Genomic DNA, 20712 nt, shown 5'->3' on the forward strand with positions numbered 1-20712 from the left:
CGAGATTGCTCGCCACGGCTCAGCGCTCCCGGCTGGCAAGCGCAGCCAGATCGTCGACGAAACCTTCCAGGCGGGAGGCATACTTGGCGAGGTTGGAGGACAGGGCGTTGAAGAACATCACCGCCGGAACGGCCGCCAGCAGGCCCAGCGCGGTCGCGAACAGCGCCTCGGCAATGCCGGGCGCCACGACGGCCAGATTGGTGTCCTGGCTTGCGGCGATGGAGCGGAAGGAGTTCATAATCCCCCACACCGTGCCGAACAGGCCGACGAAGGGGGCGGTCGAGCCGATGATGGCCAGGATGCCAAGCCCGCTTTCCAGCTTGGTCAGCTCCCGGTTGGCTTCGGCGCCGCCGGCCTTGGCCACGGAGAAGCCGTCCCAGTCGCGCATGGCTGCCGACAAGACGCGTCCGAACGGATCCTTGGGATCGCGGCCATAGCGCGCCTCGAGCTCTTCCAGCTTCGCGCCGCTCCAGAATTCGGATTCCAGCCGCCGCGCCCGGGCATGAACGCCGCGCAGCTGCATGGCTTTTTCGATCGCGACTGCCCACGACCAGACCGACATCAGGGCAAGAATGCCCATGACCGTCTTCACGACGATGTCCGCCCGCATGAACAGATAGACGACGCTGAGTTCCTGGGCCGGTGCGGCCAGATCGACAGCTACGCTTTCCATGATTGCTCGTATGCTCCCCTCATATGACCGGGACGTACCGCCCGGCACAGGGTGTCGTGATTACTAGATTGTGCGCTCTGCGCAAAGACCGCAGCCGAACGCGTTCCGATTGCCAACCGAATGCGGCGATTTGAAGGATCGCACCAGCTTGCCCGCAGCGCCGGCTGAAGAAAGTTTCCTGCGGGGAAACAGAATTTTGATCGCGCCACGGTGGAACCGGGCCCGTGTCCTCCCTACTTGAAGTCCCTGCGGCAGCGCGCCGCACGCCAATGCTGCCTTTTTTTTGCTTCTTCGGGGAGATTTCACCCATGAAAACCGCTTTCGCCGCCGCCTCGCTTGCCGCCCTTCTCACCGCGCCGCTCACTGTGGCCGATGCCTTTGCCGAACCGGCCGAATACGAGTTCGACAAGAGCCACACCACGATCCGCGCGAGCTGGAACCATCTGGGCTATTCCGAGCAGTCCATCCATTTCACCGATTATGACGGCGTTCTGCTGCTCGACTTCGAGGAGCCTGAAAACTCCACGGTCGACGTGACCTTCTCGCTGGCCGACGGCTTCTGGGTCGGCGCCAATCAGGACCGCTTCGTCAACCACCTCAATTCCGGCGACCTGTTCAACACCGCCGAATACCCTGAAGCGCGCTTCGTGGCGACCGCCTTCGATACCGAGGACGGCGAGACCGGCACCATGACCGGCGATCTGACCCTTCTCGGCCAGACCCACCCGGTGACGCTGAATGTCGAGCTGAACAAGCGCGAATCCAAGCCCGAACAGATGGGCGGCGCGATGACTGCCGGCTTCTCCGCACGCGGCACGATCGAACGCTCGCAGTGGGGGCTGGGATATGCCATTCCGGCCGTGTCCGACGAGATCGACCTTGTCATTGAAACCGAGCTCCTGCTGGTCGAGGACGACGAAGACAGCGCCGAATAAGCCAGTCACGCTTGTGCGCTGCACCAAGGCCGGTCCGCATCTGCGGGCCGGCCTTTGTCTTGGACGGCTGAACGGTGTTCATGCGACCTCGCGCCGCGCGTTGACTTATGGGGTGGGCGCGGGCAGTTTCCGCCCCTAGTTTTCACGCATGTCCTGTCAGAGTACGGCAGGGACGCGGCGCAACATTCCGCTGTTCTGTCGTCAAATGCTAAACCGGAGCCGTCGATGAAAATCCTCGTCCCCGTCAAACGGGTGGTCGATTACAATGTGAAGGTCCGGGTCAAGCCGGATCAGAGCGGCGTTGACCTGGCAAACGTCAAAATGAGCATGAATCCCTTCTGCGAAATCGCTGTCGAAGAAGCGATCCGCATGAAGGAAAAAGGTCTGGCCGAAGAGATCGTCGTGATCTCCATCGGCCCGACCCAGGCTCAGGAAACCATTCGCACCGCGCTCGCCATGGGCGCGGATCGCGGCATCCTCATCCAGACCGACGAGCGCGTCGAGCCGCTGGCCGTGGCCAAGCTGCTCGCCAAGGTGGTCGAGGAGGAATCGCCCGAACTCGTCATGCTGGGCAAGCAGGCGATCGACGACGATTCCAACGCGACCGGCCAGATGCTGGCCGCGCTGCTCGGCTGGCCGCAGGCGACCTTCGCCTCCGCGGTCGAGAAAGAGGACGGGTCGCTGAAGGTCACCCGCGAAATCGATGGCGGCCTGCAGACCCTGTCGGTCTCGCTGCCTGCCGTCGTGACCAGCGATCTTCGCCTGAACGAGCCGCGCTACGCCTCCCTGCCCAACATCATGAAGGCCAAGCGCAAGCCGATCGACACCAAGAGCCCGGACGATTACGGCGTCGACATCTCGCCGCGCCTTGAAGTCATCAAGGTCAGCGAGCCGCCCAAGCGCAAGGGCGGCGTCAAGGTCGAAACCGTGGCCGAACTCGTCGACAAGCTGAAGAACGAAGCGGGGGTGATCTGATGACTGTTCTGGTTATTGCCGAACATCTCGATGGCGAGCTGAACGAAGCGACCCGCGCGGCGGTCTCCGCCGCAAAGAAGCTCGGCGGCGACATCCACGTGCTCGTGGCCGGCAAGGACGCCCAGAAGGTGGCTGAAGCTGCCGCCAAGGTCGATGGTGTCGCCAAGGTGCTTCAGACCGAGGGCGATGCCCTTGAGAAGAAGATCGCCGAGGCGATGGAGCCGCTGGTTCTGTCCATTGCCGACCAGTATGACGCGATCCTCGCGCCGGCGACCACGGCGGGCAAGAACTTCATGCCCCGCATCGCGGCCAAGCTGGATGTCATGCAGATCTCCGACATCACCTCGGTGGAAAGCGAAGACACGTTCATCCGTCCGATCTATGCGGGCAACGCGATGATGACGGTCAAATCCTCCGATGCGAAGAAGGTGATCACGGTACGCCCGACCACGTTCGAGAAGGCGGGCGACCAGGACAGCGCCGCGCCGATCGAATCGATCGACGCGCCCGAGGCCTCGGCGAAGTCCGAATTCGTGTCCGAAGAGCTGTCCAAGTCCGACCGCCCCGAACTGGCGTCCGCCAAGATCGTCATCTCCGGCGGCCGCGGCATGGGCTCGGGCGAGAATTTCGAGATTCTCGACCGCGTCGCCGACAAGCTGAACGCCGCAGTCGGTGCCTCGCGTGCCGCAGTGGACGCGGGCTATGTGCCCAACGACTACCAGGTCGGTCAGACCGGCAAGGTCGTCGCGCCCGAGCTGTACATCGCCGTCGGCATTTCCGGCGCGATCCAGCATCTGGCCGGCATGAAGGACTCTAAGGTCATCGTGGCCATCAACAAGGACGAGGAAGCGCCGATCTTCCAGGTCGCCGATTACGGCCTCGTCGCGGACCTGTTCAACGCGATCCCCGAGCTCGAAAAAGAGCTGGAGAAGGTCGGGTACTAGGTCTTCCTGGTTCCTGCACGCGTAAACGTAAAAAGGCCCCGGACGGTATCGTCCGGGGCCTTTTCGTTCAGAATCCGCGTCGACCCGGCTAAAGCGCCTTGACCGCCTGCGCGATGGGTGTGTCACCCTGCAGCATCTCGAACGTCTTGCCGATGGTGGACGGGGTCTCCAGCACCTCAGCCAGCGTCTCGGCGACATCGGCGCGGGTGATGGAGCGTTCCAGATTATGAAGGCGCTCGCCGGTCTCGATCTTTCCCGTCGGAGCTTCGTCGCTCAGCGAGCCTGGCCGCACAATGGTGGCCTCCAGTCCCGTTTTGCGTAGATGGGCATCGGCCTCTTTCTTCGCCTTGAGATAATCCTGGAGTTTCTCCGGACCGTTCTCCGGCGTATCCGCCGACATCGAGCTGAGCATCACGAAACGCGAGACGCCGCTGGCTTCGGCCGCATCGGCCAGCGCAATCGCGCCGTCCCGGTCGACCGAATCGACAGCCTGCCCCCCGGACCCGGCCGCGAAGATCACGGCTTCCTGTCCCGACAGAGCAGCATCGAACTGCTCGGGACGCGTCAGGTCGAGCATGACCGGCTCGGCGCCCCGGGCGCGCACATGGTCGAACTGGTCCTGTTTGCGCACGCCGCCCGTGACCTCGTGTCCGCGCTTGCGCAGGGAGTCGAGCACGTGGCTCGCGACATTGCCGTGGGCTCCGGCGACGAGAACTTTCATCGGGCATCTCCTTGAAAATGGTTGTCTGGGTGTCCCTCCATCAACGGCGCCCCGCCATCACCGTTCCGCCCGGACACAGCAATGCCGGTCACGACACCGTGAGGCGAACGCCCGGACTGACGAAGATCTTGGGTAATCTTGATGATCTCCACCCCTCGTCATCCCGGGCCTGACCCGGGATCCAGAGAGCAAGGAACGAGGTCATCCGATGACGCTCCCCGTCAGAAAAGAGACGGAGAGGATACTCCCCTCCCGCCTCACGCCCCTTAACCTCGACAGGCTCTTTCTCAACGCGTGAACTCGCGCAACACCCGCCACCCCGGAATGGGAGCCTCGTGATAGTCGTAGTAGTAGTAGGAGGCGAGCCCCCGCTTTCCGGCCTGAATTCTCACCAGCCCGTTCAATAGCGCTCGATGGCCGCCTCGATCAGGGCATGGGCCTCGGGACTATCCCAGTCGGCCTCGCCCTGGACCCGGCCCAGCTCCACGCCGTGGCGGTCGTAGAGCACGGTCACGGGCAGCCCGCGTGCGCCCAGGCGCTGGACCGCGCCGAGGTCGAAGCCATGATAGAGGGTAAGCGCATCCAGACCATTCTGCGCGAAGAACTCTTCGGCCACGTCCATGCGCTGGTCCATCGAGATGGTGACCACTTCGAAATCGTCCGAGCCGTAGCGCGCCTGCAGGGCGTTGAGCTGGGGCATTTCAACCACGCAGGGCGCGCACCAGGTCGCCCAGTAATTGACCAGCAGGATCCGGCCCCGCTTGTCGGCCAGCGTCAGCGTCTCGCCGGACGGCGTAGTCAGCGTGTTCAGCGACTGGGAGGGCGCATCGTCTATGGCCACGAAGCCGCTCATCGTCCCGCGCGCATAGCTGTCCAATAGGCCAGACGGGCGGCTGCCGGCCGCAGAAAACAGCATGTAGATCACGGCGGCGAAGCCGATCAGCGGAAGAAGGGTCAATGCCCATCTGAGCGGCGTCCAATTGTGCATCTGGACTTTCTCTGCCTCACCTTTAAGGATCGCGGTCATGACCGGATCCAATTCAAACCGCCCGGCTTCGGGACGCGATATGTGGGGCGGACGTTTCGCGTCCGGCCCCTCTTCCGTCATGGAAGCGATCAACACCTCCGTCCACATCGACCAGAGGATGGCCGAGGAAGACATAGCCGGATCGCTGGCTCATGCTGCGATGTTGTCTGCTTGCGGCATCATTTCAAGCGCCGACCATGAGCAGATCGCCGCAGGCCTGAAAGCCGTGCGCGAGGATATCCGCGCGGACCGCTTCGAGTGGAAGGCCGCGCTCGAGGACGTGCACATGAATATCGAGGCGGCGCTGCGCGAGAAGATCGGCGCGGCAGCCGGCCGGCTTCACACCGCGCGCTCGCGCAACGACCAGGTCGCCACCGATTTCCGGCTCTGGCTGCGCTCTGCCTGCGACCGCGCCATTGCCGGGCTTCGCGCCTATCAGCAAGGCCTTGTCGCCCAGGCCGACGCCCATGCCGACTGGGTCATGCCCGGCTTCACCCATTTGCAGACGGCCCAGCCGGTCAGCCTGGGCCATCATCTGCTGTGCTGGGTGGAGGCCGCCGAGCGCGATATCGGCCGCTTTGAAGACACGCGCAAACGCCTCAATGAAAGCCCGCTGGGCGCCGCGGCGCTGGCCGGGACCGCCTTTGCCATTGACCGCGACGCGACGGCCCAGGCCCTCGGCTTCGACCGCCCGATGGCCAATTCGCTCGACGCAGTTTCCTCGCGCGACTTCGCGCTGGAAGCGCTCAGCGCGGCGACGATCACGGCGGTGAATCTGTCGCGGTTCGCGGAAGAAATCGTGTTGTGGAGTTCGCGCCGCTTCGGTTTCGCCCGGCTCAGCGATGCCTATTCCACCGGCTCTTCGATCATGCCGCAGAAGCGCAATCCGGACGCGGCCGAGCTGGTCCGCGCCAAGCCGGGCCGCATTGCCGGCGCGCTGCAGGGCCTGATCCTCGTCTGCAAGGGCCTGCCGCTCGCCTACTCGAAAGACTTGCAGGAAGACAAGGCGCTGGTCTTCACCGCATTCGACGATCTCGATCTCGCGCTGGCCGCCATGGCCGGCATGGCCGGCGACCTCAGCTTCGACCGCGACGCGCTGGAACAAGCGGCCGGGGAGGCCTATTCGGACGCGACCGACCTGGCCGACTGGCTGGTGCGCGAGCTGGAACTGCCCTTCCGCGACGCGCACCACGTGTCCGGCTCCATCGTGAAGATGGCCGAGGGCCGCGGCCTCCCGCTGGCCGGACTCGCCCTTGAGGACATGCAGACCATCGAACCGCGCATCCGCGCCGATGTCTTCGACGTGCTCTCGGCCCGTGCCTCCATGGAAAGCCGGACGAGCTATGGCGGCACCAGCCCGGTGCGCGTACGCGAACAGGTCGCGCTCTGGACCGAGCGCCTCAACGCGGAGCAGACATCATGAAAGCCCTTCTCCTCCTTCTGGCCGGGCCAGCTGCCCTCGCCCTCTCGGCCTGCGGCATCCGCGGCGATCTCGACCGCCCGGCGCCGCTCTGGGGCCCCGGCGAGCAGATGGATGACGCGCAATCCGGCGAGACCGATGCGGCGGATGACGATATGTCGAGCCCGGAAGAGCGCGAGGACGAGCTTCTGCGCGATCTCGATCGTCTGGACGAGCCGGGCCGCTGAGGCGGCTCTGCTCCCGCACGATGCGAACCACCGCCCGCCGCGTTAGGCTGATGCCATGATCGCTCGCCGCCCCGTCACTCTGGCCTGGCTTGCGCTGGCGTGGGAGCGCGCCGCGCCGGTTCTGGTCTGGCCGCTGGCCGGACTCGGCGTCTATCTCGCGCTTGCCCTGTTCGGCGTTTTCGAACGTTTCGGCGATCCGTGGCGTGTGCTTGCAGCCCTTGCCATCTTGATCGCCTGCGCGCTGCTTGCGCGGCGCAGCCTGCGTGGATTTTCCTGGCCAGGCCGCCGCGACGCCCAGCGCCGGGTCGAGGCAGATAGTGGCCTGAGCCATCGCGAATTCGAAGCGCTCGAGGACCATCCGGCCACGGGCAACCCGGCCCTCTGGCAAGCGCATCGCGCCCGGATGGCAGCGCGGCTCCAAGGCGTCCGTGCGCGTCGCCCGCACGCGGCCTGGGCCCGGCTCGACCCGTACGGCCTGCGCATCAGCCTGATCCTGGTGCTCGCCGCGGGAGCGTTCCTGGCCGGCGACCTGGCGCGCTACCGTGTCGTCGATGCTTTTGCCCTGCGTCCCCTCTCTGGTGGCGCCGGCCAGCCCGTTGCCGACCTCTGGATCGAGCCCCCCGACTATACCGGCGAGCCCACCCTCTACCTTCGTAACCGCCGCAGCGCCGTGATACCCGAAGGGAGCGTGCTGGCAGCCCGCCTCGCCGGCAGCGCGCGCCGTCCGCATGTCTCCGGCGCCGAGGCCGGAATCGAGCGCATCGACGACAGGGTCTGGCAGGTCCGTGCCCCGATCGAGCAAAGCGGCGACGTGATCGTCCGGACCGGCCCGCTTGCCGAGCGCCTCTCCCTCACAGTGCAGCCCGATACCGTGCCGCACATCACACTGGCCGCAGAACCGGAAAGCGACGCCGAAGGTGTCCTTCAACTCGAATTCGTGGCGCGCGACGACTACGGCGTGGAACGCCATGCTCTGGAAGTGGCCGCCGAAGCCGAGGAACGCGGCGGGACTATCGCCCCGGAGGCGTGGCAATCCATCGAAATCTCCCCCGGCGCCGTCGCTCCGACCGGCGAGGAGGACCGTTTCACCGCGCGGATCGACGTGGCACGCCATCCCCTGTCCGGACGCCGGGTGGCGATCCGGATTGCCGGAACGGACGGTGCCGGTCAGACCGGTCGGAGCACCGCGTACGAGATGACGCTGCCGGCACGCGTCTTTCTCGACCCCCTGGCCCAGGCGGTGGCGGCCGAACGCCGTGATTTCCTCGGCTCCGGGCGCGAATACGAGGCGCTTGAGCCGGGCGAGCCCGAGCCGGTCTTCGATCGGGCAACCCGGGACCGGGCCATTTTCCTCGACGACGAGCCGGCGCTGCGGATCGAGCGTGCGCCGCAAGGAGTCCTGCGTCTGGCCCGGGCACTCGATGCGCTGAGCGACGCACCAGCGCGCTATTTCGACGATCCGATCGTCTTCATGGGGCTTCGGACCGCCTTGCATGAAGTCCACCGGGCACGAGGCGCCGAGGGCCTCACCCATCTGGACGAGGATTTGTGGCAGATCGCCCTGCGCGCAGAACTTGGCACGCTGGCCGATGCCCGGCAGGCGCTGGATGCCGCCCAGCAGGCGCTGAACGATGCGATGGCACGCGGTGCGGACGCGACTGAAATGAGCGCCCTGTTCGATGCCTATGAGCGCGCGATGCAGAATTACATGGCGGCGCTCGCCCGCGAGGCGATGGAAAATGGCGAGATGGCCGGCAGCCAGGGCAGCGCGGGCATGGATACGCTCAATGCCGACATGCTGCAGGAGCTGCTCGACGCGCTGCGCGAGGCCACCGAACTCGGCGATACCGAAGGCGCGCGCCGCGCTCTGGCCCAGTTGCAGGAGCTTCTTCGCAATCTTCAGATGAACCTCGCTGGCGGGGGCGAGGGCCAGGGCGACAGCCCCCTGGCTCAGGCCCTGCGCGAAGCGCTCGGCGAGCTCGGCGATGCGCTGGGCGAGCAGCGTGAGCTGATGGATGAAACTTTCGAGGAGTCCCGCGAGGGATCCGGCGCCCCCGAGCCGGGTGAAGACGAGTCTGGAAGCACCGGGGAAGGCGACGACCTCTCGCAGCGCCAGCGCGCCCTGGCCGAACGCCTCGGTGAGCTTGGCGCCATGACGCCAGGTGAAGACGGCGATGAAGCGCTCGCTCGTGCGGGGGAAGCCATGGAGGAGGCCGGTCAGGCGCTCGAAGAGGGCGATGCTGAAGCTGCCCTGGAGGCGCAGAACGAGGCGGTCGAGGCCTTGAGGGAGGCGGCCGGAGATCTCGCCGAGACCTTGCTGGCGGAAGAAGGCGGTCAACAGCAGAACGATCCGCTCGGACGTCAGTCCGGCGGCCAAGGCGCAGGCGATGCCGATGTGCCGAGCGAATCCGAGCGCCAGCGGGCGCGCCAGATTCTCGAAGAGCTGCGCAGACGTGCCGCTGAGCAGGGACGTTCGCGCGAAGAACTCGACTATATCGAGAGACTGCTCGAGCGTTTCTAAAAAAATGGGATCACTCGCGCGTGACTCGCGTTACCTCCTTCGGGTACATGGTTAACGCGGGGTCTTAAAAGTCTGACTCCCTGCCATGGCGAGGGGTGATGGCGGACCGGTTGCAACATTTCGAGAGTCTAGGCCAGACCATCGCGCGCACCGCAGAACGGCGAGCGCGCGAGGACAGCGATGCGTGTTGCCCGCGGGAAATCGCCTATACCGCCCATCCCAATGCGCTGGCCCTGTCCTGGCAGGTCGGCCTCGATTATCTGCGGGCGTGCACGTACCAGACATCTCGCGCTCAAGTGCTGAAAGGCAAAACGGCCGCCCAGGAGCCCCCCGCCCTCAATGAAGGCGAGGAAAACCGGCTCGCCGCGCAGAGCCGGGCGCGCTTTTCCGGACTGAGCGACCGCCCGATGCGGGTGGATTGCTATATATTCTTCAAGGATGGGAGCGACGCGCCGGACATCAACGAGGGCATGCGCCACGCCTTCCTGCGCGCGTTTCACGGCGCACCGCTTCATACACATTTCGCGATCTGGCGCATGCAGCGCCCCAACCCGGCAACCGGTGCGCTGGAGTTTTCCGAATGGTGCGCCTATGAGCGCGCCTTTCCACCCATGGACGAGGTCCACGACGCCTTCTTTGAGGCCGTCAGCTTCGGCAGATGTCCTGCCGAACCGTCAGCGGCCGAGCCCTCCAGGGAGACACGGTCCGCCCGCGGCTGGAGGCGCTGGATCGGGGTTGTCGTTGCAGTCTGGCTGATCGGCGTAGCGGTCCTGGCCCTTGCCGGATACGCGATGTGGAGCGGCGGGATGCCCCTGGACCGCTGGGGGCTGGGCGGATACGGCTCCGGCGCGCAGGACAGGCTGCGGGAGGATGCCGCGGTCCTCAATCGCGAATACCGGGGCGAGCTCGCCTACTACTACGACTATCAGCGCGAACGGGCCCGCCTGGTCGAGGAAGACGCGCCGCCGCGCGAGATTGCGCAGCTGGACCGGGCCATCGCGCTGTCGCGCGACCGGCTGGACGCGCTGGCAAGGCTCCTCGGCGAAGCCGGGCTGGAGCTTGCGCGCTACCCGGCGCGCCATCCCCTGCCCGATTGCTGGCAGGTCGGCGCGGGCGGCGGCCCGGCCCATCTGTTTGAGGCGCGCATGAATGCGGGTGCGCTCCGGCTCGATTACGCAAGCCCGGGAGCGCGCATGCGGGCGATGCAGGAGGGCCTGCCGGTGCACGATCTCGATCTCGACAGGGTCTGGCGGCGCAACGGGCTGATCGAATTCGGCACACCCTTTTTGGCCGTCGGGGAATCCCGCACACCGGCCTGCCGCTATACGATCCGCTTTGACCAGAACGGCTATGTCCCACGCGACGACGGCGCGGTCACGGCGCTGGAAGCCCAGTTCAACGTGGACTGGCGCTAGGCTTGAACCGTCTAGAAGAGCCGCTCTTCCAGCTCGCGTTCGAACCGGCGCAGCTTGGCGCGCGCCCGGCGCCATTCCCACCAGATGAAAGCGATCTTGGGTCCGTCGACCAGATAGCGCTTCCACAGCCGACGCGGCTCCTCGCTGAGACGGTGCAGCCATTCCAGGCGAAGCCGGCGCATCCAGACCGGCGCGCGGCGTGCCTTGCCTGACAGAAAGTCGAGCGATGCGCCGACGCACAGTCCGACCCCGGTGCAATCGCCCCGGTCGAGGCAGGCTTCGGCAATCATCTCCTGCTGCGGCGACCCGACGCACAGAAATACGAAGCGGGCCGGGTTGCGCGCGACGAACTGCGCGCAGCGCGCGATCTCGTCCGGCTTGTGACGCAGACCCATCGGAGGATTATACCAGTTCAGCGCAGTCAGGGCGTACCGCTCCCGGACCCGGTTCACCGTCTCCTCGTCGCCGCCGATCACCGTGATAGCATCGTCCGGCGAGATGACCTGTTCGAACAGCGCCTCTGTCAGATCGGATCCCGGCGTCACATCGACCGCTTCGCCTGACAGGCCCGCGATGAGTTCGAGCACCCGGCTGTCGCACACGGTCAGCCAGGCCTGTGCGTAGAGCGGAGCGAGGACCGGGTCGCGGCTGAGCCGGACCAGATGATCGACATTGGGCGTCACGACGAAGGCAAAGCCCCGCCCGGCGTCACGTTCGCTGACACGGCGAAGCGCGGTGTCAAAGCCGATCCGGTCGAAGGCGGAATTGAGAAACCAGACATGGCGATTGTGAACGCGGCGGTCGTCCCGGCCGGTCCTGCGCCCGGGCGTATCGGTCAGGGAGGTCGGCGGTGTTGGAAACTGAGCGGTCATGAGTCCCGTTTCGCTGCATGTGGTCTAACGATAGCGTCCTACCCGCAAGCTGCGTGCCGGATGCACCTGCGCGCGGGCCCGCAAGCCGCGTCCCGGGTGCCGCTCGCAGGCAGGGTGCATCCGCACAAGGCCGGACGTGCATCTGACCTGAACCAGCGAGCTTTGGGGAGTACGGGTCATGTCCACGCGGATCACGATGATTGCCATTGCCGGCGTTGCAGTGGTGTTGCTGGCCGTTCTGGGGGCCGGCGGCCCGCCACGCTCGAGCGCCTGGGTCGAGATTCAGACCGGAACGATCCGGCTCGAGTTTGCCGGACGGGAATCCATGTTCGCTCTGTCGCCCGATACTCGGTGCTGGCAGGACGGGTGCCCGAGTTTTGCGGTGCGTGCGCGGCTGACCGGCCTATTTGCGGCGCAGCGCCCGCAGGGCGAAGCGCGCCGGGTGCAAAGTCTGCCGCCCAGCCAGTTCGAGCGGTGACGGATCGCCGCACAGATCGCTGGCCAGCGCCTCGGCGAGCAGCGGCGCATGGGCAAAGCCGCGGGCACCGAACCCGCCCAGAACGGCCAATCCAGGCTGCAGACATTGCGTCCGTCCCTCGGGCAGGGGGCCGCCCTTGGCATGGTCTAAGAGGATATCATCGAAGCGGGAACCGGGGACGCCGCCGGTAGCCGGCAGCCGGTCAGCGAACGCGGCCCTGACCCCGCCCCAGCCGGACTGACCTTGACCCAGCGTGCTGGCGATTTCCGGCAGGTGCTCGGCCAACCCCTCCGCCAGCGCTTCGCACGCCTCGAGTGGATCTCCGCTGTCGCTCCCTCGAAGATGGGTCGCGCCCACCAACAGTCCCGGACCTTCGAGCGGCGCGGCATAATGGCCCCAGGCAATCGGCGCGGACGGGACGCGTTCCGCGGCAGGAAAAAGCGCGATACGGCCGGCCGTGTGTTCCACGCTTACACGGGCCGCCGCCTCGAACGCGGACAATCCCGCGCCGGGAGCCAGGACAACCGTCGAGGCTTCGCTCAGCACAGCCCCGGCACGATCGCGCAGGATCCAGGCGTCGCCGGCGCGTTCCAGCGTGTCGACGCGGCGTGCCTGCACGCCCTGCTCGCCGAACAGGGCGTGGACCAGACCTGCCGGATCGAAATGACCAGCATCCTCGATCCACAAGCCATGCAGCCTTCCGGCCGTGTCGGCGTCCAGTCCGGTAAGCGACGCGGCATCATTCTCCGACACCGCCTCGTAGCCGGAACCCAGCATCTGCGCGAGGCGGGACAGGCGGGCCGTTTCAGCGTCATCGGTGGCGGCGCGCAGGAGGCCGGAGGCCGTGAAGCCCGGCTGCGGACCATAGAGCGCGCGGGCATATTCGAAGGCGGCGAGCGTCGCGCGCACATGAGGGCGGTCAGCAGCCTCCAGCCGCGGGCTCAACAGGCCGCGCGGCGCCCCCGAGGCCCCGGCGCAAAGCCCGTCCTCGGCGAAGACTTGCGCCGTGCGGCCCCGCAGCCGCAGGGCATGGACGAGACTCGCCGCCGCGATCCCACCACCGACGATGGCGATCGGCCCCTCATCCTGCGCCAGACGCGGCAGGGCGGCCCGGGACGGGGTGCCGACCGCGGCCTTCCCTTCGAACACGGCTTCAAGCCGCTCGCGCTTGCGCCCGTAGCCGGGCACTTTGGAGACGGCAAAGCCGGCTGCCGCCAATCCGCGCCGGACTGCCCCGGCCACAGTGAAGGTCGCCGCTCGCGTGCCCGGCCGCGACAGGCGGGCGATCTCTGCACAGACCGCCGGCGACCACATGTCGGGGTTCTTGGCCGGAGCGAAGCCGTCGAGGAACCAGGCGTCGGCCGTCAGCTCCATATTTTCCAGTGCGCTGAGCGCGTCGTCCTGAAACACGGTCAGCGTTACGCGGCCCTGATCGAAGATGCGCCGGTGCGCGCCCTTCCGCGGCGAGGGCCAGGCGGCGATCAGCGCATCGCGCAGTTCAGCCAGCGAGCCGAACGGGGCGAGCGCCCGCGCGGCATCCTCGGCACGCAGCGGATATCCTTCCAGCGTCACGAAATGGAGGCGCGACCCGGCGGGTGCCGTGCGCCGGAACATATCCCAGGCGGCAAGGAAGTTCAGCCCCGTCCCGAAGCCCATCTCGGCAATCGTGTAGCGCTCGCGCCCGGCAAATCCGTCCGGCAAGCTGCAGCCGGCCAGGAAGACGGCGCGCGCTTCCTCCAGCCCGTCCTCGACAGAGAAATAGACATCCTCGACCTGCCGGGCCCGCGGGCCGTCCGGGCTCCAGTCGAGTTCGGGACTGGCGAGGAAGAGTGTGCTGCCGTTCATGGGCGCTGGAGTGATCCGGACAGGCGCGAAAATCAAGCCGCGCCCCGCACGAAAAACCCCGGCGCGACCGCGCCGGGGTTTTTGAGAGGCAGGAGCTTACGAAGCGCGGACCTTATTCGGCCGGTGCGGCGCTCAAGGCTTCTTCCAGCTCCAGGAAGCTCGGCTGGAAGGCGCTGGGGACATTGCCGCGGCCGATTTCGACCGAAATCTGGGCCGCATTGCCATGCAGGTGCGCGACAAGCACGTTCTGGATGATGTGATAGAAGATCGCTTCCTCGTCGTAGACGCCCTTCAGGCGCGACGCGAACGGGCCGACGAGACCATAGGCCAGGAACACGCCCAGGAAGGTGCCGACCAGGGCCGAGCCGATCTTCGCGCCCAGGATGACGGGAGGCTGGTCGATCGCGCCCATGGTCTTGATGATGCCCAGCACCGCCGCCACGATGCCCAGCGCCGGGAGGGCGTCGGCCATGTTCTGCAGCGCGTGAGCGGGGCCGGACGCCTCGTGATGGTGCTTTTCAAGCTGCTTTTCCATCGCGTCCTCGACCTGGTGGGGATCCTCCAGGTTCATCGTCATCATGCGTAGCGTGTCGCAGATGAAGTCGACCGCGAAATGATCCTTCATGATCTTGGGATAGCGCGAGAAGATGGCACTCTCCTGCGGCTTCTCGATATGGCTTTCCAGCGCGATGACACCCTTGGTCTTCATCGTCTTGGTCAGCAGGAAGAGCAGCGAGAGCAGATCGCGGTAATCGCTCGCCTTCCATTTCGGCCCGGAGATCAGCTTGCCGAAATCCCCCAGCGTCTTCATCACCGTCTTGCCGGAATTACCAATGAGGAAGGCGCCGATCGCCGCGCCGCCAATCATCATGAACTCGAAGGGCAAAGCCTTGATGATGATGTCGAAATGGCCCCCGGCCAGCATGAAGCCGCCGAACACCATGATAAACACGACAAGAATGCCGATGATCTGAAACATAATCCCACCATCCCGTTTGACCGGATCAACGTTGAACTTGCCGCCTGTCCGGTATTCCGGCTCTTTCGCGTCCAGGTTCGTCCGATTTCGGGACAGACCGTACACAGCGATGCTTAAAGTCAGGTTTGCGCGCGGTTAGGCCGGCGTTTACCCTCACCAAGGTCAGGAGCCGCGCTGGACGCGGCGTGCGGCGGGGCGTATTGGCTGAGATCATGCCTGCGCCCAGCCCCTACGACCCCTCCAAGCCGTCCAGCCCCGACGTGCGCCGCCGCGCCTTCCGGCTGCTTTTCCTCTGCCTCGTCGCGACCGGGGTCGGCAATTCCATGCTGTTCGCCATCCTGCCGCCGTTGGCCCGCGATCTGGAGGTGGCCGAGGTCTGGGTCGGGGCGATCTACACCCTGTCGGCGCTGATGTTCCTGACCATGAGCCCGGTCTGGGGCGCCCTCTCGGACCGCTACGGGCGGCGGCCCATGATCGTGTTCGGCCTGTCGGCGTTTTCGGTGTCCACACTCGTCTTCGCCGCAGGCGCATTTGCCGGTCAGGCCGGCTGGCTGCCGCCACTGGCCGCAATCGTGGCCATGGCACTGGCGCGCACCCTGTTCGGCGCTCTAGGCTCGGCCACCAACCCGTCTGCCCAGGCCTATGTCGCCGACCGGACCCTGCCGGCCGAACGCACCGCGGCCCTGGCCGGGCTGACCAGCGCGTTCGGGATCGGCGGCGCCATCGGGCCGGCGCTGGCGGCTGCGTTCGCCGACCGCATCGGCATCGTTCCCTTCATGGTCGCGGTGGCCGTGATCGTCGCGTTCGCGGCACTGGCCGTGCGTCTGACCCTGCCCGAACGCACACCGCCCAAGGAACAGCGGCGCGCGATCAACCCGCTGATCCAATTCCGGTTTGCGGGCGATCCGCGCCTGACCGCCTTCATGGTCTACGGCGCGGCCGCATGGCTGGCCCAGGCCGGCAGCCTGCAGGCCCTGGCCTTCTATGTGATGGACCGGCTGGGCGAGGACCCTCAGTCCGGGCTGCAACTCGCCGGCGTCGCGCTAACGGGCGGCGCCACGGCAATCATCCTGGCCCAGCTGGTGGTTATTCCGTATTTCAAGATGAGCCCGCGCACGCTGATGATTGCCGGGAGCGTGCTCTGTCTCGTCGGCAATCTGGAGCTGGTCATCGCCAGCTCCTACGGCACGATCGTGTTCGGCTTCCTTCTGACCAGTTTCGGCTTCGGCCTGTCGCGCTCAGGCTTTACCGGCGGGGCGAGCCTGGCCGTCAGCCCGGCCGAGCAGGGCCGCGCCGCCGGCCTGACAACCGCGACCGCGGGCGTCGGCTTTCTGATCGCGCCGGTCACCGGCCTCTGGCTCTACCAGGTCTTCGGGCCGGCCACGCCGTTCCGGCTCAATGTCGCGCTGGCCGTCGCCGCCGTTCTGGTGGCAGCCCTGCACCCGCGCATCCGGGCTGCCGTCTCGCCGGTCGAGGGCGACGATCCCGACCGGCCCAGCCCGGTATAATCTGTCAGCGGTTTGCCGCCGCCATCACCGCATCGTAGACGCGCCGGCCCGGATAGCCGTCCGGGGCCATGCCCTGATCGGCCTGGAAGGCGCGGATCGCGGCACGCGTATTCGGCCCGACCCGCCCGTCCACGCCCTGCGTGTCGTAGCCAAGCTCGGTCAGCCGGGTCTGAAGCTCCCGCGTCTGGCTGTGCGTGATGGGTGGATTGTCCTGCGGCCAGCTTCCCAGGATTGAGGGACCGCCCGCCAGCGCCTTGGCCAGATAGCTCACGCCCAGCGCGTAGGAGGTCGAGTTGTTATAGCCCATGATCGCGTCGAAATTCTCGAACGCCAGAAAGGCGGGGCCGCCATCGCCGGCCGGAATGACCAGGCGCGCATCCAGATAAAGATCCCCGGTGTCCCACTCGCCCCCGCCGGCACGGGTGATGCCGGTCAGGCCCCACTCGGCGACGGGGCGCGAGGCGCGCTCATTCCAGCTCGCGTAGTCGAAATCGTCCGGCAAGACCACTTCCGCCACCACGGGCTCGCCGGTCCGCCAGCCTTCGCGCAGCAGCAGATTGGCCGCGGAACCCAGCGCATCGCCCTCATTGTCCCAGATGTCGATATGGCCGTCGCCGTCATAGTCGACCGCCGTCTCCATGTAGGTGGTCGGAATGAACTGGGTCTGGCCCATCGCGCCGGCCCAGCTGCCCTTCAATTCACCGCGCTCGGCCCGGCCGGAAGCCAGCATGTCGGCGACGGCGAAGAGCTGTCCTTCGGCGAAAGCGCGGCGGCGGCCTTCCCAGGCCAGCGTTGCGAGCGCGCGCACAATGTCCTCATTGCCCTGGATCTCGCCATATGCGCTTTCCAGACCCCAGATGGCGGTCAGGATGTCGGGGTCGACGCCGAAGCGCGCCTCGATTCCGTCCAGCGTGCCGCCATGGGCGCTCTGGGCCGCCTCGCCATTGGCCACACGGGCCGGGGAGGCCGCCCCCTCGATATACTCCCAGACCGGGCGGACATATTCGGGCTGGGTACGGTCGCGCTCGATGATGCGCATGTCCGGCTCCACCCCGTCCAGCATGGACGCGATGAGGGCCGGATCGGTGCCGCGCTCGGCCAGCCGGGTCTGGAAATCACGTTTCCAGTCCTCGAACGGGCCCTCCTGGGCAAGAGCGGGGGCAGTCAGGCCGGAGCCAAGACAGATAAGGGCAATCGCAGCGGAGCGGATCATGGTATCCTTTCGTTGAACGCGTCGCGAACCGGGCCGGTGAGGCTGGCGCAACTGTAAGGCAAAGCGATGGCAAGCTTGAAGAGCGCATGGCCAGTGTTGACTTGGACCGGAGGCGCGTGTACTTCCCGCGGCTCGAATTTCACGGGCCCGCACGTGTTGACCGTGGCCCCCGAACCCGACGGTGTATGAGATGAAAGTCCGCAGCTCGCTTCGCTCGCTGAAGAACCGCCACCGCGATTGCCAGGTGGTGCGCCGCCGTGGCCGCGTCTACGTGATCAACAAGCGCGACCCGCGCTTCAAGGCTCGCGCGGGCTAAACGGCCGCCGTGGCGCTGAGCGCGATTCTCTGGGATCTGGGTAACACCCTGGTCGACTGGAATCCGCGACGGCTCTACAGCAAGCTATTGCCTTCAGACGCCGCCGTGGATGACTTCCTCGGCGGCGTTTGTACGATGGCGTGGCATTCACGCCACGATGCCGGCGTGCCGATGGCCCGCAACCGGCAACCGCTGATGGCCGCGCATCCGGGCAAGGCCGCGCTCATCGAAGCCTGGGATGCGCGCTGGGACGAGATGTTCGACGGCCCGGTCGAAACGATGGACACGCTCGTCGCGGAACTCGCGGCCGCGGGCTATCCCCAGTATGGCTTGTCCAACCTTCCCGCCGAGAAATGGGGCGCGCTCCTGCGCATGTACCCGTTTCTGGACGCGCTCGCCGATACGGTCGTGTCCGGCCAGGAGGGCGTCATCAAACCCGATCCGCATATCTACGAGATCACGAAGCAACGCGTGCCTTTCGCCGCGGGCGACGTGCTGTTCGTCGACGACCGGGCGGAGAATATCGACGCAGCGCGCCAAGCCGGCTTCCTGGGCCATGTCTTTACCGGTGAGGCTGAACTCCGCCGAGCGCTGGCCGACCACGGCGTGCCGGTGAGAACCGAAGCCTAGCAGCAACCGCTCCCATCTCCGGCGCTTGCACGCGCACTGACACGGGTTACCTTCCACGCCATGATCTGGCTTGCCGCATTCCTTCTGATCCAGACGCCGGCGCTTCCTGGCGACGCTGCCTCCTCCAGCAACGCTGTGCAGGACGAGCTCGACCTGTCCCAGGGCCGCGACCGGGAGCGCCCGGAAGCGCGTCTGGACCGCCGGCTGGAAGACCTGCGCAATGCAGAGACCGAACAGGCCGCCGAACCGATCGCGGAGGAAATCCGCTCGATGTGGCGCCAGTCGGGCGGCGCCACCGCCAACCTGCTTCTGGCGCGCGGTCAGGAAGCACGCGAAGCCGGCGACCTGACCACCGCAGCACGGCAATTCACGCATCTGCGCCGGCTTGAGCCCGAATTTGCCGATGCCTGGCTGGCCTCGGCCCAGATTGCCGCCAGCCAGGGCGACTGGCCCTTCGCACTGGAAGCGGTGGAGCGGGCCATCGCGCTGGAGCCGCGCCGCTTCGATGCCTACGCCCTGCTCGGACGCGCTCTGGAGCAGGCCGAGGCCTGGCCGGCCGCCCAGGCGGCGTACGAGGAAGCGTTGCGGGTCTATCCGCTGATGCCGGCGGCCCGGGCTGGACTTGCGCGCGTCGAGCGCCAGCTTTCTGGGCGCGCCCTTTAATCCAGCCGGAGCCATTCAAAGATGACCCGCACTGTGTTGCTCGTTCTGCTTGGCCTTGTGCCGGCAGCCCTCCTCCTTGCGGGCCTGTTCGCAGGCAGTGCAGCAGCACGAGGGGTCGCCAGCGATTATCCGCCAGAGGGCAATTTCGTCTCGGTCGACGGGACAAGGCTTCACTTCAAGGTCACCGGCCCTGAAGACGCCGCGCCGCTACTGGTTCTGCACGGCGCCTCGAGCAATCTGAACGAGCCGCGTGTCGCGCTGGAAGACGCCCTGTCCGGCTACCGGGTCTACTGGCTGGACCGGCCGGGACTGGGATGGAGCGAGCGCCCGGGCGATGTGGCCTGGTCGCCGCAACGCGAAGCCGCCCTCATCGCACAATTTCTGGAAAACCAGGGCGTCGCGCAAACTCCCGTTCTCGGTCATTCCTGGGGTGCCGCAATCGCGCTGCGGCTGGCGATGGATCAGCGCGATCGGGTGACCGGCCTGGTGCTGATCGCCCCCGCGGCGCGGGCCTGGGTCGGCGATGCGGCGTTCTACAACAAGGCAACCCACTGGCCGCTGATCGGAACGCTCATCACGCGCGTGATCGTGCCGACCTATGGACGCGGTCAGGTCGCGGACGGCGCGCAGCAAGCCTTCTCGCCCGAGCCTGTGCCGGAAAACTATGTCGAGCGCACCCATTTGCCCCTCATCCTTCGCGCCCCGGTCTGGAAGGCAAACGCCTATGACATGGCGCACGTGAACACGCACCTGGCCGATCAGGAGACCCGTTACGACACCATCACCGTGCCGACCGTCATCCTGGCCGGCCCTGAAGACACCGTGGTCTCCACCCAGGGCCACGCCGGGCGCATCGCAGAGACGATGCCGAACGCGGAGCTGGAATTGATCGAAGGCGCGGGTCACAACCTGCACCACCACCACCCGGACCGCGTGCGCGCTGCGGTGGACCGCGTCTCTGCACGCAGTGCAGAAAATCGCTGACAACCCCGTATGCCCCGGCCGGGCTGACGGGTTATGGTACGCTCCCTCGCTAGCCCTTCACTTTTCCAAGGAGCCGTTTTCATGGTGGCCGATACCCAGTCGAACGAATCCGTAGACCAGTCCGATGCGATCGGTGCGGTCGCGCGCGACCAGCTCAAATCCATCATCGCGCGGATCGAGCGGCTGGAAGAAGAGAAGAAGGCCCTCGCCGACGACATCAAGGAAGTCTATGCCGAGGCCAAGGCCAACGGCTATGACACCAAGGTCCTGCGCAAGGTGATCTCCCTGCGCAAGCAGGACAGCAATGAGCGCGCCGAACAGGAAGCCCTGCTCGAGCTCTATCTGGGTGCCCTGGGCGACCTCTAG

General features: G+C 66.5%; 21 protein-coding genes. 14 read left to right on the top strand and 7 right to left on the bottom strand.

Annotation, left to right across the window (positions count from 1 at the left end):
• Positions 1-19 precede the first annotated feature (19 nt).
• Positions 20-673 carry a MotA/TolQ/ExbB proton channel family protein gene (locus E5162_RS10995; protein ID WP_135945309.1) on the bottom strand — a complete coding sequence of 218 codons (654 nt, stop codon included), beginning with the start codon at positions 671-673 and terminating at the stop codon, positions 20-22.
• A 308-nt stretch (positions 674-981) separates the two neighbouring features.
• Between E5162_RS10995 and E5162_RS11000 the strand changes: the two genes are divergently transcribed.
• The 3 genes from E5162_RS11000 to E5162_RS11010 all read left to right on the top strand — a co-directional run bounded on the left by E5162_RS11000 (position 982) and on the right by E5162_RS11010 (position 3527).
• The gene (locus E5162_RS11000; protein WP_135945310.1) at positions 982-1608 is read left to right on the top strand and encodes a YceI family protein; all 627 of its coding nucleotides are present in this window, start codon (positions 982-984) and stop codon (positions 1606-1608) included.
• Between the two features lie 225 nt (positions 1609-1833).
• Entirely contained in the window at positions 1834-2583 is a 750-nt protein-coding gene (locus tag E5162_RS11005; protein ID WP_135945311.1) for an electron transfer flavoprotein subunit beta/FixA family protein, read from the top strand.
• A complete protein-coding gene (locus tag E5162_RS11010; protein WP_135945312.1) occupies positions 2583-3527 on the top strand; it encodes an electron transfer flavoprotein subunit alpha/FixB family protein in 945 nt (314 codons plus the stop codon). The genes E5162_RS11005 and E5162_RS11010 overlap by 1 nt, the downstream gene beginning before the upstream one ends.
• A gap of 88 nt (positions 3528-3615) precedes the next feature.
• Here E5162_RS11010 and E5162_RS11015 read toward each other — a convergent pair whose 3' ends face one another.
• A complete protein-coding gene (locus E5162_RS11015) occupies positions 3616-4248 on the bottom strand; it encodes an SDR family oxidoreductase (RefSeq protein WP_135945313.1) in 633 nt (210 codons plus the stop codon).
• Between the two features lie 400 nt (positions 4249-4648).
• Positions 4649-5275, bottom strand: coding sequence for a TlpA family protein disulfide reductase (locus E5162_RS11020; RefSeq protein WP_158291288.1), 627 nt, complete (start codon positions 5273-5275; stop codon positions 4649-4651).
• On the opposite strand from E5162_RS11020, the gene argH reads away from it, so the two are divergent.
• From argH to E5162_RS11040, 4 genes are all read left to right on the top strand, one after another.
• Entirely contained in the window at positions 5274-6698 is a 1425-nt protein-coding gene (gene argH / locus E5162_RS11025; protein ID WP_206751104.1) for an argininosuccinate lyase, read from the top strand. The two genes, E5162_RS11020 and argH, sit on opposite strands and share 2 nt — an antisense overlap.
• Positions 6695-6922, top strand: a complete 228-nt coding sequence (gene lptM / locus E5162_RS14920) for an LPS translocon maturation chaperone LptM (RefSeq protein ID WP_188634452.1) — start codon at positions 6695-6697, stop codon at positions 6920-6922. Before argH ends, lptM begins: the two co-directional genes overlap by 4 nt.
• A 55-nt stretch (positions 6923-6977) precedes the next feature.
• Complete coding sequence (locus E5162_RS11035) at positions 6978-9443, top strand: DUF4175 domain-containing protein (protein WP_135945316.1); 2466 nt, start codon at positions 6978-6980, stop codon at positions 9441-9443.
• Positions 9444-9541: 98 nt separating this feature from the next.
• Positions 9542-10858: a hypothetical protein gene (locus tag E5162_RS11040; protein ID WP_135945317.1), complete on the top strand. Its 1317-nt coding sequence runs from the start codon at positions 9542-9544 to the stop codon at positions 10856-10858.
• An 11-nt stretch (positions 10859-10869) separates the two neighbouring features.
• Here the strand turns inward: E5162_RS11040 and E5162_RS11045 are convergent, their stop codons facing one another.
• Positions 10870-11730, bottom strand: coding sequence for a WecB/TagA/CpsF family glycosyltransferase (locus E5162_RS11045; protein WP_135945318.1), 861 nt, complete (start codon positions 11728-11730; stop codon positions 10870-10872).
• A gap of 178 nt (positions 11731-11908) precedes the next feature.
• Here E5162_RS11045 and E5162_RS11050 point away from each other — a divergent pair, with 178 nt between their 5' ends.
• Positions 11909-12208, top strand: a complete 300-nt coding sequence (locus tag E5162_RS11050; protein ID WP_135945319.1) for a hypothetical protein — start codon at positions 11909-11911, stop codon at positions 12206-12208.
• On the opposite strand, the gene mnmC2 is transcribed toward E5162_RS11050, so the two are convergent.
• A complete protein-coding gene (gene mnmC2 / locus E5162_RS11055; RefSeq protein WP_135945320.1) occupies positions 12134-14053 on the bottom strand; it encodes a tRNA (5-methylaminomethyl-2-thiouridine)(34)-methyltransferase MnmC2 in 1920 nt (639 codons plus the stop codon). The genes E5162_RS11050 and mnmC2 overlap by 75 nt on opposite strands.
• Before the next feature lie 112 nt (positions 14054-14165).
• Positions 14166-15032, bottom strand: a complete 867-nt coding sequence (gene motA / locus E5162_RS11060; protein ID WP_135945321.1) for a flagellar motor stator protein MotA — start codon at positions 15030-15032, stop codon at positions 14166-14168.
• Between the two features lie 212 nt (positions 15033-15244).
• Here motA and E5162_RS11065 point away from each other — a divergent pair, with 212 nt between their 5' ends.
• Positions 15245-16540, top strand: coding sequence for an MFS transporter (locus E5162_RS11065; RefSeq protein ID WP_135945322.1), 1296 nt, complete (start codon positions 15245-15247; stop codon positions 16538-16540).
• A gap of 4 nt (positions 16541-16544) precedes the next feature.
• Here E5162_RS11065 and E5162_RS11070 read toward each other — a convergent pair whose 3' ends face one another.
• Positions 16545-17753 (bottom strand): lytic murein transglycosylase, encoded by a 1209-nt coding sequence (locus E5162_RS11070; protein WP_135945323.1) that lies wholly within the window; start codon positions 17751-17753, stop codon positions 16545-16547.
• Between the two features lie 190 nt (positions 17754-17943).
• Here E5162_RS11070 and ykgO point away from each other — a divergent pair, with 190 nt between their 5' ends.
• The 5 genes from ykgO to E5162_RS11095 all read left to right on the top strand — a co-directional run bounded on the left by ykgO (position 17944) and on the right by E5162_RS11095 (position 20712).
• Positions 17944-18069 (top strand): type B 50S ribosomal protein L36, encoded by a 126-nt coding sequence (gene ykgO, locus E5162_RS11075; RefSeq protein WP_135945324.1) that lies wholly within the window; start codon positions 17944-17946, stop codon positions 18067-18069.
• Between the two features lie 9 nt (positions 18070-18078).
• Positions 18079-18699 (top strand): HAD family hydrolase, encoded by a 621-nt coding sequence (locus E5162_RS11080; protein WP_233342198.1) that lies wholly within the window; start codon positions 18079-18081, stop codon positions 18697-18699.
• Between the two features lie 60 nt (positions 18700-18759).
• Positions 18760-19362 carry a tetratricopeptide repeat protein gene (locus tag E5162_RS11085; RefSeq protein WP_135945325.1) on the top strand — a complete coding sequence of 201 codons (603 nt, stop codon included), beginning with the start codon at positions 18760-18762 and terminating at the stop codon, positions 19360-19362.
• Between the two features lie 21 nt (positions 19363-19383).
• Positions 19384-20346, top strand: coding sequence for an alpha/beta fold hydrolase (locus tag E5162_RS11090; protein WP_135945326.1), 963 nt, complete (start codon positions 19384-19386; stop codon positions 20344-20346).
• 81 nt (positions 20347-20427) lie between these two features.
• Entirely contained in the window at positions 20428-20712 is a 285-nt protein-coding gene (locus E5162_RS11095) for a DUF2312 domain-containing protein (RefSeq protein WP_135945327.1), read from the top strand.

This window comes from Marinicauda pacifica (genome assembly GCF_004793635.1).
Lineage (GTDB): Bacteria > Pseudomonadota > Alphaproteobacteria > Caulobacterales > Maricaulaceae > Marinicauda > Marinicauda pacifica.